The sequence below is a fragment of the Sphingomonas sp. UYEF23 genome, from assembly GCF_040546165.1.
GTDB classification, from domain to species: domain Bacteria; phylum Pseudomonadota; class Alphaproteobacteria; order Sphingomonadales; family Sphingomonadaceae; genus Sphingomonas; species Sphingomonas glacialis.
In genome coordinates this window covers 115,590-128,099 of record NZ_JBEPNG010000001.1, presented here as the reverse complement: position 1 = coordinate 128,099, position 12,510 = coordinate 115,590, and the positions used below count along the sequence as shown (strand labels likewise).

At 66.3% G+C, this 12,510-nt stretch carries 11 protein-coding genes; 2 read left to right on the top strand and 9 right to left on the bottom strand.

Annotated features, from left to right (window positions below; translation table 11 throughout):
- Positions 1-36: 36 nt before the first annotated feature.
- Together ABIB28_RS00630 and mazG are read left to right on the top strand one after the other, a co-directional pair.
- Entirely contained in the window at positions 37-717 is a 681-nt protein-coding gene (locus ABIB28_RS00630) for an RBBP9/YdeN family alpha/beta hydrolase (RefSeq protein ID WP_354285592.1), read from the top strand.
- A gap of 208 nt (positions 718-925) precedes the next feature.
- A complete protein-coding gene (gene mazG, locus ABIB28_RS00625) occupies positions 926-1,648 on the top strand; it encodes a nucleoside triphosphate pyrophosphohydrolase (protein ID WP_354286313.1) in 723 nt (240 codons plus the stop codon).
- Here mazG and ABIB28_RS00620 read toward each other — a convergent pair.
- From ABIB28_RS00620 to dusB, 9 genes are all read right to left on the bottom strand, one after another.
- Entirely contained in the window at positions 1,626-2,282 is a 657-nt protein-coding gene (locus ABIB28_RS00620) for a GNAT family N-acetyltransferase (protein WP_354285591.1), read from the bottom strand. The genes mazG and ABIB28_RS00620 overlap by 23 nt on opposite strands.
- Complete coding sequence (gene hflX, locus ABIB28_RS00615) at positions 2,260-3,546, bottom strand: GTPase HflX (RefSeq protein ID WP_354285589.1); 1,287 nt, start codon at positions 3,544-3,546, stop codon at positions 2,260-2,262. The genes ABIB28_RS00620 and hflX overlap by 23 nt, the downstream gene beginning before the upstream one ends.
- The gene (hfq, locus tag ABIB28_RS00610) at positions 3,543-4,034 is read right to left on the bottom strand and encodes an RNA chaperone Hfq (RefSeq protein ID WP_133188203.1); all 492 of its coding nucleotides are present in this window, start codon (positions 4,032-4,034) and stop codon (positions 3,543-3,545) included. The genes hflX and hfq overlap by 4 nt, the downstream gene beginning before the upstream one ends.
- A gap of 149 nt (positions 4,035-4,183) precedes the next feature.
- On the bottom strand, positions 4,184-5,014 hold the full coding sequence (locus ABIB28_RS00605) for a 23S rRNA (adenine(2030)-N(6))-methyltransferase RlmJ (RefSeq protein WP_354285587.1): 831 nt from the start codon (positions 5,012-5,014) through the stop codon (positions 4,184-4,186).
- A 253-nt stretch (positions 5,015-5,267) separates the two neighbouring features.
- Positions 5,268-6,641, bottom strand: coding sequence for a nitrogen assimilation response regulator NtrX (ntrX, locus tag ABIB28_RS00600; RefSeq protein WP_133188199.1), 1,374 nt, complete (start codon positions 6,639-6,641; stop codon positions 5,268-5,270).
- A 3-nt stretch (positions 6,642-6,644) separates the two neighbouring features.
- Positions 6,645-8,864, bottom strand: coding sequence for a sensor histidine kinase (locus tag ABIB28_RS00595; protein ID WP_189674703.1), 2,220 nt, complete (start codon positions 8,862-8,864; stop codon positions 6,645-6,647).
- Between the two features lie 104 nt (positions 8,865-8,968).
- Entirely contained in the window at positions 8,969-10,387 is a 1,419-nt protein-coding gene (gene ntrC / locus ABIB28_RS00590; RefSeq protein ID WP_354285584.1) for a nitrogen regulation protein NR(I), read from the bottom strand.
- Positions 10,384-11,466 (bottom strand): two-component system sensor histidine kinase NtrB, encoded by a 1,083-nt coding sequence (locus ABIB28_RS00585; protein ID WP_133188193.1) that lies wholly within the window; start codon positions 11,464-11,466, stop codon positions 10,384-10,386. The genes ntrC and ABIB28_RS00585 overlap by 4 nt, the downstream gene beginning before the upstream one ends.
- Positions 11,442-12,443, bottom strand: coding sequence for a tRNA dihydrouridine synthase DusB (gene dusB, locus ABIB28_RS00580; protein WP_189674701.1), 1,002 nt, complete (start codon positions 12,441-12,443; stop codon positions 11,442-11,444). Before dusB ends, ABIB28_RS00585 begins: the two co-directional genes overlap by 25 nt.
- Between the last annotated feature and the right edge of the window lie 67 nt (positions 12,444-12,510).

Sequence of the window (12,510 nt, the reverse complement as noted above, 5' to 3'; positions counted from 1 at the left end):
CCATGCGCCGCGCTCGCCTTATCTGTGGATCGCCGCATGATCCAGCCGATCCTTCTCACCGTCCCTGGATTGCTCGGTTCGAGCGACGACCATTGGCAGACGCGCTGGGAGCGCGAACGGTCCGATACGCATCGGATCGATCTCGGCGACTGGGATAATCCCAACCGGACGGTCTGGATGAGCCGGATCGATCAAGCGGTCGCTGCGGCGCGCGGGCCGGTCGTGTTGGTGGCGCACAGCCTGGGTTGCCAGGCTGTGACGTGGTGGGCCAACGCCTCCGGCCCAAGCGGCGCGTCGTCGGTCTTGGGAGCCTTGCTCGTCGCGCCGCCCGCGACCGAGCGCGCCGCGCTCGATCCGCGCATCGCGCGCTTCGGGAACGATCCGCGCCGGGCCTTGCCGTTCGTTTCGCTGCTCGTTGCGAGCGAAGACGATCCTTATGCCACGATCGAGGAGTCGCAGGCGCTCGCGCGCAAATGGGGTTCGGGGCTGGTCGATATCGGGCGCGCGGGGCATATCAATGCGCGCTCGGGCCTGGGGAGCTGGCCACAGGGGCAAGCCGCGGCGGAGCTGTTGCGCGACGCAAGGACGGGCAATGTCCGGACCTTGGCGCGGCAAGCGCAGGCGGTGCTGCTGGATGGCGAGTTCGATGCCACGCGCCCTATTCCCAGCGGATTGGGTCACGCGTCGAGCCGGGATCGCACGCCGGTTCGTCATTGAGCATCGCGCCTCGAGCCGGTGCGGTTCGGAGCGCGCGGGGAAGAGATCGCCTTCGCCTGCGTCCTGCGATACGGAAGGCCGTGCGCGGGACTCTCGCGCCTGGTTCTAGCCGCGAGTTCGATATCACTATGCATCGCCCCCGTTCCGCTCGGAGACTCGACATCCGCTTCGACAGGGTTGTGCGGTGATCGCGCGTCTCGTCGCGATCATGGCACGGCTGCGCGATCCGGCGACGGGCTGCGAATGGGACGTCTCGCAGGATTTCGCGAGCATCGCGCCGTATACGATCGAAGAGGCCTATGAAGTTGCCGACGCGATCGCGCGCGACGACATGGCCGATCTCAAGGACGAGCTCGGCGACCTCTTGCTCCAAGTAGTGTTCCACAGCCGGATCGCCGAGGAAGCCGGCCTGTTCGCGCTGCCCGACGTGGTCGCCGCGATCAGCGACAAGATGGAGCGCCGCCATCCGCACATCTTCGGCGATGCCGAAAACGGCGGGCATCAGCGCTGGGAACAGATCAAGGCCGAGGAACGCGCCGCAAAGGGTGCCGGCGGTGCGCTCGACGGCGTCGCGGTCGGCCTGCCCGCGCTGCTCCGCGCGGAAAAACTGCAGCAGCGCGCGGCGCGGACCGGGTTCGACTGGCCCGATACCGAAGGCCCGCGCGCCAAGATCCATGAGGAAATCGCGGAGGTCGAGGCAGCAGCGACGCACGATGAACGGGAGGACGAGATCGGCGATTTGCTGTTCTCGGTCGTGAATTGGGCGCGCAAGCTCGGGGTCGACCCGGAGGCCGCGCTACGCCGCGGCAATGCGAAGTTCGAGCAGCGCTTCAAGGCGATGGAGAGCGCAGCGGGCGATGGTTTCGGGGCGCTGTCGCTCGACGAGAAGGAAGCGCTGTGGCAGTCGATCAAGCGTATACGGCAGGACTAAGCGCGCTCGCATAGGCACTCTGCACGGTCCAGCCGAGACTGGTGTAGAGCGCCCTTCCCTGATCGGTCGCGACGAGGATCTCGCGCGAGGCCGCATCCCGCCGCTGTCCGCGTAATGCGCCCATCACCGCATGGCCGAGACCGCGCCGTTGGTGATCGGGACTCGTGACGATCCGGTCATAGGCGAACACCCCCGCCGTCTCGGCCGCATAGCCGCTTGCCGCGAGCGTTCCGTCGGATGCGAGGATCGTCGCGGCGATCACGCCGTCGGTCTCATCGACCCTCAGACGATAGCCGGCAGCTAACGGGCGGTGCGTCGGATCGACCGTAGCGGTCATTACCCAGCAGCGCGCCTGAAGCGCCCAGTCGTTCGGCAGAAGCGCCAGCATATCGGCATCGGTCGCGCAAACCTTGATGAACACCTGCGGTCGCCCGATCGTCCGCGCGAGCGTCGAAATCTCCCGATCGGCGCGCGCGAAGATGTAGCGGCACCATTCCACGTCGCTGCGCGTATCGACGCGCCAGCCGCCGTGATCGGCGACCGGCGCAGCAACCCCGCGTGCGCAGGAACGCGCCGCGACCCAGCCCGCGATCAGCGCGGGATCGACACCGCTAGCGTTGGGCGAAGCGCTCATAGTCGCGCTCGGCCATCCGGACGTCGTAGATCGCCTGCTCGCCTTCGACCGATTGCGACAGCACGTCGCCATGCGCGTGCAGCCACGCCGCGCCCGCGCCGTCACCGGCGTCGAGCAGGATCGTATAGCGCCGATGGCTCGCGGTCAGCAGCGCGGCAACGGTGTCAAGCAGGCCCGCCACCCCTTCCCCGCTCAGCGCCGAGATCGCGACGACGTCCTCGCGTCGCACGGCCTCGCCGAGCCATTCGGCACGCTCGTCTTCGTCGAGCAAGTCGAGCTTGTTCCACGCTTCGATCCGCGGCACCGACGTATCGACGCCGATGTCGCGCAGCACGGTCTCGACATCGTCGCGCTGCACGAGCGTATCGGGATGCGCGATGTCGCGGACGTGGATCAGCAGATCGGCCGAGACGACTTCCTCGAGCGTTGCCTTGAACGCCGCGACGAGCTGGGTCGGCAGTTCGGAGACGAATCCGACAGTGTCCGACAGTATCGCCTTGTCGATCCCGGGGAGCGCGATCTGGCGCAGCGTCGGGTCCAGCGTGGCGAAGAGCAGATCCTCGGCCATGACGTCAGCACCGGTCATCCGATTGAAAAGCGTCGATTTTCCGGCGTTGGTATAGCCGACGAGCGCGATCACCGGCCATGGCGCGCGCTGGCGGCGGTCGCGGTGCAGGCCGCGGGTGCGCGACACTTGCTCGAGCTCCTTCTTCAACCGCGCCATGCGATCGCGGATCAAACGCCTGTCGGCCTCGATCTGCGTCTCGCCCGGGCCGCCGAGGAAGCCGAAGCCGCCGCGCTGACGTTCCAAGTGGGTCCAGCTGCGCACGAGCCGGCCCGCCTGGTAATCGAGATGCGCGAGCTCGACTTGCAGGCGACCCTCGGCGGTCGCAGCGCGCTCGCCGAAGATTTCGAGGATCAGCCCGGTACGGTCGATCACCTTGGCCGACAGCGCCTTTTCGAGGTTGCGCTGCTGAACGGGCGTGAGGTTTGCGTCGAACACGACCAGCTCGGCCTCGCCCATCCGCACCGTGGCGGCGAGTGCCTCGAGCTGACCTTTGCCGATCAGCGTCGAGGGCTGGAGCGTGCGCACCTTGATCGCGACGCGATCGACCACTTCGACATGGATCGCCATGGCGAGACCGGCGGTTTCCGCCAGCCGCGCCTCGGCGTCGCGCGTCGATGCACCGGTATCGGGATAGACGACGACCGCCTTGGCACCGCGCGCTACGTCGTCGCGGTCACGCTCGAAACCTGTGGTCAATCTTCGTCCGAACTTGCTGTTTCATCAGCCAAATTGAGGGGGTGCGCGGGCTGGATCGTCGAGACCGCATGCTTGTAGACGAGCTGCGCCATGCCGTCGCGCTGGAGCAACATGCAGAACAGGTCGAACGCCGCGATCTGTCCCTGCAGCATCACGCCGTTGACGAGGAACATCGTGACGTTGTCCTCCGACTTGCGCACTGCGTTGAGGAAGATTTCCTGCAGCAACGGCTGCTTGCGCTGCGCCTCACCGACCGCATTGACGATCGCGTCGATGTCGACGGTGTTCGACGGCATGATCGTCGAAATCGCGTGCTTGTAGATCAGCTGCGACTGACCGTCGCGGCGGAGCAGCACCGAGAAATTGTCGAACCAGGTGACGATGCCCTGGAGCTTGACGCCCTTGACGAGGAACATCGTGATCGGGGTCTTGGTGCGGCGGAGCGCATTGAGGAACAGGTCTTGCAGCGAGGTGTGTTTGTCGGCCATCGGTCGATCCTATGTTTTTGGCGGGTGGTTCCCGCAGTGCGCCGGTTCCGGCGTCGAGATGCGCCTGAGTGACGCTGGACGTGATTTAGGGTGCCGGGGGCGGTTCGTCCAGCGGGTGGGGTTAGAAAGGGGCGGCCGTCGCGTTTCGGTTACGCGCTCAACCACTCGCTTGTGAGCTCGCCGCGATGCCCCTCCGGCGCGAGCACGGCGCGCAAGGCGTCCAGCAGAGGCGGCAACGCCTGCGTGAAGGCGTAGGGCGGATTGACGATAAAAAGGCCCGCGCCATTATAAATGCCGGGCTGATCTTCATCGTACAGCCAATGCTCGACCCCCAGCAGTTTCGGGATGCCGAGCTTGCGTAACTGCCCCTTCCACCGCGAATGCGTGGCGCGGTCTTTCAGCGGATACCAGATCACCGTCACGCCATGCGCCCATTTGCGGTGAGCGGCAGCGAGCGTTGCCGTGATCCGGTCGCGTTCGTCCAATTGCTCATAAGGCGGATCGACCACCACCACGCCGCGGGCGGTTCGGGGCGGCAGCATCGCCAGCCATAGCTCATAGGCGTCGCGCTCATGCACGGCAGCGGACGTGGCGCGCATGACGCCGCGCAAGGTATAGGCGTCATCGGGATGTTTTTCGTTGAGGATCAGGAAATCCTGTGGTCGCAGAAGCTGGGCGAGAAACCGCGGCGAGCCGGGGTAGAGCTGCGGCTCGGTACCGACATTCACCGCTTGTACGGCGGCGCGGTACGCGTCCAGCAAGGGGTTCTGGTCGGCAAAGGCCCGCAGCACGCCCTGCGCGGATTCGCCGGTGCGTTGGGCCTCGTCGCCGCCAAGGTCGTACAGGCCGCAGCCGGCATGCGTGTCGATCAGCGTCAGCGCGCCCGGTTTTTGCTGCAAGGCCCGCACAAGGGCGATCAACAGGCTGTGCTTGACGACGTCGGCGCTATTGCCGGCATGGAAGGAATGGCGATAATTCATTGCAACTCAAAATCCTGACGATCGGCCTTTAGACGTGCTGCAGGGGGTTGGGTGGAGCACGCGTGGCGAAAGTACCAATCCGGTGCTCGTATAAAGCCGGTTGGAAATCTTCAACGCTCTTCCGGGTCGCGCCTCAGGCCCGCGTTCGCGATCGTACCAGCGACGGAGAATTGCGGCGCCGAGCGCTTGAGACTGCCCGATCATCGAGAGACCGGACGCGACTGGAATAACCGCGTCCGTCCCCGCCCGCCGCTCAATCCTCTCGCACCTCGGTGATCCCCAGCAATTTCAGCTTCCGGTGCAACGCCGAGCGCTCCATCCCGATGAAATTCGCCGTCCGCGAGATATTCCCCGAGAAGCGCCGGATCTGCACGCGCAGATACTCACGCTCGAACGTCTCGCGCGCCTCGCGCAGCGGCGAGCCCATGATCGCCGTCCCGCTTCCGCCGAGCTCGCCCGGATCGCCGAGGATGTCGGCCGGCAGCATGTCGAGGTCGATCCGCCCGATCCGGTCGCCCGGCGCCATGATGATCGTACGCTCGACCACGTTGCGCAGCTGGCGGACATTGCCAGGCCATTCGTACGATTGCAGCGCGACCATAGCGTCGGGCGCGACTTCAGGGGTCGGCACGCGGCGTTCGGAAGCGTAATGCGCCATGAAATGGTCGATCAGCGCGGGAATGTCCTCACGTCGCTCAGCGAGGCCGGGGATCGCGACGGGCACGACGTTCAGGCGATAATAGAGATCCTCGCGGAAGCGCCCTTCCGCGATCTCGTGCGTCAGGTCGCGCGCGGTTGCCGAGACGACGCGCACGTCGACCTTGACGATGCGCTGCCCGCCGACGCGGCTGAAGCTCTGGTCGGTCAGCACGCGCAGGATGCGGCCTTGCGTGGCGAGCGGCATGTCGGCGATTTCGTCGAGGAACAGCGTCCCGCCATGCGCCTGCTCGAGCAGCCCCGAACGGACGAGCTGGCCGGCTTCCTCGGCGCCGAACAGTTCCTCCTCGACGCGCTCGGGCGTCATCCTTGCTGCATTGACGATGACGAACGGCGCATTGGCGCGCTGGCTCCAACCGTGGAGCAACCGTGCGGCGACTTCCTTGCCGACGCCGGCCGAGCCCATGATCAGCACGCGGCTGCCCGTCGCGGCGACGCGCTTCAAGGTCGCGCGCACCCCGTTGATCGCGGCGGAATTGCCGGTGAGATCGTTGTTCTGCCCGACCGATTCGCGCAAAGACGCGATTTCGCGACGCAGGCTCTCGGTCTCGGTCGCGCGCGCGACCATCAGCAACAGACGTTCGGCCTCGAACGGCTTTTCGATGAAATCGGCGGCACCGCGGCGGATCGCGGCAACGGCGGTGTCGAGATTGCCATGGCCCGAGATCATCAGCACCGGGATCGACGGATCGCGCCGCTTGATCTCGTCGAGCAGTTCGAGCCCGTCGAGCCGCGAGCCGTGGAGCCAGACGTCGAGCAGGACGAGCGACGGGCGGCGCACCGAGATCGCCTCGAGCGCCGAGTCGCTGTCGGCGGCGACGCGCGCGCCATAGCCTTCGTCTTCGAGGACGCCGGCGACCAGATCGCGAATGTCACGTTCGTCATCGACGACGAGGATGTCGAGGGGCATGGCTCAGGTCCGGTTCTGTAAAAGGGCGGGTGCGGGCGTGTCGGCGATGCCCCCATCGCCTCCATCACCCTGGTCGAGATTGGCGAGCATTGCCGTGTCGAAACGCACGGTAACGATCGTGCCCCCCCCGGGGCGGTCATCGAAGGCGATCGTGCCGCAATGTTCCTCGACGATCTTCTTGACGATCGCGAGGCCTAGCCCGGTGCCGCGCGCGCGCGTCGTGACATAGGGTTCGACGATGCGGTCGCGATTGGCGGGGAGCCCGATGCCAGTGTCGGCGAGCGTCAGGGTGGCATGCCCCTCGCCTTCGCTCACCGTCATCGCGATTTCGGCCGAGAGCGCGTCGGTATGCGCCTCGACGGCTTCGACCGCGTTCTTGACGATATTGGTCAGCGCCTGGCCGATCTGCCGTCGGTCGCACACCAGGATCGGGCCGGGATCGTCATGCGTCAGCGTGAAGACGATGCCGGGGTGCGCGACTTCGTGGAGGAACATCGTCTGGCGCGCGAGATCGACGAGCGATTCCTCGCGGAAGACGGGCTTCGGCATCCGCGCGAACGAAGAGAATTCGTCGACCATCCGGCGCAGATCGCCGACCTGGCGGATGATCGTCTCGGTCAATCGCGCGAAGGTCGTGTCCTCGGGGTCGATCTGCTTGCCATAGCGGCGCTGCAGCCGCTCGGCGGCGAGCTGGATGGGGGTCAGCGGGTTCTTGATCTCATGCGCGATGCGGCGCGCGACGTCGGACCAGGCGGCGCGCCGCTGGTCGAGCAATTGCCCGGTGATATCGTCGAACGTCAGGATCGGGCCTTCCGCCGCGCGCGTGACCTTGACCGCGAGCGTGCGCGCCTCGCCGCCACCAGCGCCGAGCTCGACGATCGCCTCGCGCTCCTTGCCTTCGACCAAGGCAGCGAGCTCGGGCGAGATCAGGCTGAGCGGCTTGCCCGCGAGCGTATCCTCGGCGCCGTCGAGCAAGGTGACGGCCGAGCGGTTGATCAGCCGGATCGTCCCGTCGGGCGCGACCGAGATGACGCCTGCGGTAACCCCCGACATCACCGCCTCGATCAGCGCGCGGCGGCTTTCGAGTGCGCTGTTCTGCGTCTGAAGGCGGCTGGTCATGCCGTTGAAGGCGTTGGCGAGCGTGCCGACTTCGTCATCGGTGGTCGGCGTCGGCACACGCGCGCCGAGGTCACCCGCGGCGACGCGGTGCGCGGCGGCGACCAGTTCGCCGACCGGGCGCACGAGGCGATCGGCGACGGCGAGCGCGATCCACACCGCGATCGCGACGATCAGCAGCGAAATGGCGAGCAGAGCGGCGTTGAACTTGAGTTGCAACGAACGCGCCTTGACCAGCAGATCGCGATAAGTCGCAAGCACCTCGGTGCTGCGGCGCGACTGTTCCTCCATCACCTTGACGTCGGAGATCGCCACACTCAGGAAATACTGGTCTGTCGTTCCCGGGATCGCAGTCAGCGTCTCGATGCGGTTACCTTTGACCGTCGTCACGCTCGGCGTCCCGGCCCGCACCTGGTTGAGATCTGTGACGCTGATCTCGTTGCGCAAGTCGAGCTTATCGGGGTTGATTGCGTAGATCGGCTGAATGTCGTTCTTGGGACTGGCGGAAAAGATGAAGCCGTCCGACAGGCTGCGGAAGTAAATCTGGTAAAAGAAAATGTTTTCGAAAGCCGGTGAACCCGACTTGAACTCAGGATAGCCGGCGATGTCCTGCGCTGCAGTTACGGTAGCTTGCTGCCAGCGCTTGAGCATTTGTTGGTACGACGTCTTAGCGACCCCGGTGGCGTTCTCGATCATGTCGCGCGCCTGGTCGGAATACCAGAATTGCACGCCGTACTGGAACAGCAGCGAGGCGAAGATCACGACGAGCAAAGTCGGTACCGCGGCGACCATCGAGAAGATCGCGACGAGCCGAACGTGGAGCCGCCCGCGCCCACCAATTGGCGAGCGCGCGGCACGGCGCATCGCGACGCGGCGGCCGAGCAGGACGAGCAATGCGACGCCGGGCAGCAGGTTCGACACGAGCAGCAAGGCGACGACGGCAGGGCTGAGCAGGCTCTGCGAGGCGGCACCGCTCGCGATGACGAAATAGCTTGCGACCGCGATCGCGATTGCACCCGCGACGACCGAAAGCTCGAGCGCGGGTGTCACGCTGATCCACGACCGCGAAGCCGGCACAGACACAGGAGAGGCCGAAGCGTCGCTCATCGTGACATTGCTACAACGCTTGCGTTGCAAGGAAAACACACAAAACTGTAATCTATCGCACTTCCGCCCCCTTCGGGCCCCCTCCCGGCGTCGTCGCGGGCCGATCAGGGGTCGATTCCAAGCACGTCGAGTCGTTTGCGCAGCGTATTGCGGTTGATCCCGAGCGCCCGCGCGGTGCGCACTTGATTCTGCCCGTGGCGCGCGAGGAGTGCCTCGATCAGCGGCCGTTCGACCTCGGCGATGATCCGGTCATAGAGCGTCCCGTCGTCGAGTGCTGCAGGTTCCTCGATCGCCAGCCGATCGATTCGCGCACGGATTGCAGCGTCGATCCCGATATCGCCGACCAACGCAACCGACGGCATCGCACCGCCGAGGGTTGCGCGGACCTCGTCGGCATCGATCCGTTCGTCGCGCGCAAGCACGGCGACGCGGCGCATCATGTTCTCGAGCTCGCGGACGTTGCCGGGCCAGTCATAGGCTTCGAGCACGGCGATCGCATCGGTATCGAGCTGTTTGCGCGGTAGCCCATCCTCGGCCGCACGGTCGAGGAAATGGCGTGCCAGCAAGGCGACGTCCTGTCGCCGGGCGCGAAGCGCGGGCAGCATCACCGGCACGACATTGAGACGGTAGAACAGATCCTCGCGGAATTGCCCGCCCGCGACGAGCTGTGCGAGCTCGCGATTGGTCGCTGCAACGATGCGGACGTCGGCGCGGATCGTCCGCGCCCCGCCGACCGTGGTAAATTCACCCGATTGCAGCACGCGCAGCAGCCGCGTCTGCGCCTCCATCGGCATGTCGCCGATTTCGTCGAGGAACAAAGTGCCGCCCGCAGCCTGCTCGAAGCGCCCGGCCGAGCGCGCCTGCGCGCCGGTAAAGGCGCCGCGTTCATGACCGAACAGCTCGGCCTCGATCAGGTCGCGCGGGATCGCCGCCATGTTGAGCGCGATGAACGGCGAGCGGCGGCGCGGGCCCAAATCATGGATCGCGCGCGCGACGAGCTCCTTGCCGGTCCCCGATTCGCCCGAGACGAGTACAGTCAGGTCGTTCGACACTACGCGCGCGATGATGCGGTAGACGTCCTGCATCGCGGGCGATCGCCCGATCAGCGGCAGCGCGCGGTCCTCGGCCTCGATCGGCTCCGCGATGCCGCCCGACCCACGCGACAGCGCGCTCTGCACGGTGCGTGAGAGCGCATCGAGATCGAAGGGCTTGGGCAGATAATCGAACGCGCCGACTTCGGTCGATCGCACCGCCGTCGTCAGCGTGTTCTGCGCCGACAGCACGATGACGGGGAGCCCGGGATGCGCCAGCACGATACGCTCGACCAGATCGAGCCCGTTGCCGTCTGGCAGCTTGACGTCACTGATCAGCACGTCTGGCAAAGCCGTCGCGAGCTGCACCTCGGCCTCGGCGATCGTCGCGGCGGTCAGCACGCGGTGGCCGTCGCGCTTTAGCGCTTGCCCGACGACGGTGCGGATCGCGGCATCGTCGTCGAGAACGAGGATCCGGCCGGTGCGGCTCACGCATCGCCTCGCGGGAGCAGGATGCGGAAGACGGTCATTGGCGGGGCTCCCTCGCGCGCGAACTGGATGATCCCGCCCATGTCGCGCACCAGCTTGTCGACGAGCGCGAGGCCGAGCCCCTGCCCCTCCGGCTTGCCCGAGATGAACGGGTCGAACAGATGTTCGGCAATGTCGGCGGGTGGCCCGGGGCCATTGTCGCTCACGCAGATCTCGATCGGCAAGCGCTGACGCGGCTTTCCGGGGGCGGGCGCGACCGCCATGCCGTGACGATAGGCGGTGGCGAGCGTGATCCGCGCATCGGCCTGTTCGCTCGTCGCCTCGCTCGCATTCTTGAGCAGGTTGAGCACGACCTGGAGGATCGCGTCGCGATCGAGCTGGACCGTGGGGAGCGACGGATCGAACCGCTCCTCGATCGTCACGTGGCGCGCAAAGCCGGCGAGCGCGACGCGGCGCGCGTGGCCGAGCAGCGGATAGATGTTCTCGGGCGCGAGCTTCAAGGGCCGCGTATCGGTGAAATCCTGCATCCGGTCGATCAGCGCGGCGATGCGGTCGACCTCGGTGGTGATGAGCGTCGTCAGCTCCTCGGCGCCCTTCCCCTTCGACAGCAATTGCGCCGCGCCGCGAATGCCCGAGAGCGGGTTCTTGATCTCATGCGCAAGCATCGCCGCCGCGCCGATTGCGGCGCGCGCCGCCGCGGCGCGGTCGGCGCTGTGCCCCATCCGGCGCGAGGTGGCGGCATGGTGCAGCGTGATCGTGTGCCAGCCGGGATGATCGGCGACGCGCGTCTCGATATAGTCGACGCGGATCTTGCCGCCGCGCTTGAGCGCGATCTCGGTGTCGAACGCGGCGAGGCCGTGATTGTCGCGGGCGTTTGGCTGGCTCGGCGGGGTCATCACCGAGACGAGCGGATGGCCGAGCATCGCGCGTTCCGAGAGGTTGAGCAGCGTCTCGCATTCGGCATTGGCGAAGACGATGCAGCCGGTGTCATCGACGACGAGCACCGCCACGGGCAGCGCCGCGAACAGATCGGCGAAATCTGGTCCCCCGATCGCCTTCACGCGGCGGCGCGGCTGCACCAGGGGGCGTAGAATTCGGCGAGCATCGCCTTGACGACCTTGGGGTCGGGGATCTGGTTGACCTTGTTGCGGAACTCTGCCGAGCCGTGGAGGCCGCGCGTGTACCAGCCGATATGCTTGCGCGCCATGTTGACGCCGGTTTCGTTTCCGTAATGGCTGAGCATCGCCTCGTAATGCTCTGCAATGACGGTGTATTGCTCTTCGATCGACGGGTCTTCGACGCGCCGCCCGGTGGCAAACCATTCCATCACCTGACCGAGCAGCCACGGGCGACCATAAGAGCCTCGGCCGATCATGATGCCGTCGGCGCCCGACTGCTCGAGCGCCGCTTCGGCATCCTCGATCGAATTGATGTCGCCATTGGCGATCACCGGGATGCTCACCGCGTCCTTGACCGAGCGGATGAACGCCCAGTCGGCATTGCCCTTGTACATCTGATTGCGCGTGCGGCCGTGGACGGTGACGAGCTTGACGCCGAGATCCTGCGCGATCTGCGCCAGCTCCGGCGCGTTGAGGCTTGCATGGTCCCAACCCATCCGCATCTTCAGCGTGACGGGAACGCTGACCGCATCGACGACGCCCTTGATGATGGCCCCGGCCATGTCGAGATCGCGCATCAGCGCCGAGCCGGCATCGCCGTTGGTGACCTTGCGCACCGGGCAGCCCATGTTGATGTCGATGATCGCAGCGCCGCGATCCTCGCTGAGCTTGGCCGCCTCGCCCATTTCGTACGGCGTGCAGCCGACCAGCTGCATCGAGACGGGGTTCTCGATCGGCGCCCAGGCGGCCTTTTGCAGCGACTGGCGCGTCTCACGGATCGCGGCCTGGCTCGCCACCATCTCGGTGACGTTCAGCCCCGACCCATAGCGCCGCACGAGCGTGCGGAACGGCATGTCGGTGACGCCCGTCATCGGTGCGAGAATCACCGGCGAGGCGATCGTCACGGGGCCAATCTGGAGCGGGGCGAGGCGCGAAGTCACGGGATAGGGTCTGCCTGAAAAACGGGCAGCCTATAGGGGAAAGGGCGGGAAGCGGCAAGCATATGCG

What these genes read in the sequence shown, in the direction of transcription:
- ntrX (WP_133188199.1), bottom strand. Translation starts at nt 6,641, where the DNA reads ATGCCCCTCGACATCCTCGTCGTCGATGACGAACGTGACATTCGCGAT.
- hfq (WP_133188203.1), bottom strand. Translation starts at nt 4,034, where the DNA reads ATGGCCGACAAACACACCTCGCTGCAAGACCTGTTCCTCAATGCGCTC.
- ABIB28_RS00620 (WP_354285591.1), bottom strand. Translation starts at nt 2,282, where the DNA reads ATGAGCGCTTCGCCCAACGCTAGCGGTGTCGATCCCGCGCTGATCGCG.
- ABIB28_RS00605 (WP_354285587.1), bottom strand. Translation starts at nt 5,014, where the DNA reads ATGAATTATCGCCATTCCTTCCATGCCGGCAATAGCGCCGACGTCGTC.
- mazG (WP_354286313.1), top strand. Translation starts at nt 926, where the DNA reads ATGGCACGGCTGCGCGATCCGGCGACGGGCTGCGAATGGGACGTCTCG.
- ABIB28_RS00630 (WP_354285592.1), top strand. Translation starts at nt 37, where the DNA reads ATGATCCAGCCGATCCTTCTCACCGTCCCTGGATTGCTCGGTTCGAGC.
- ABIB28_RS00595 (WP_189674703.1), bottom strand. Translation starts at nt 8,864, where the DNA reads ATGAGCGACGCTTCGGCCTCTCCTGTGTCTGTGCCGGCTTCGCGGTCG.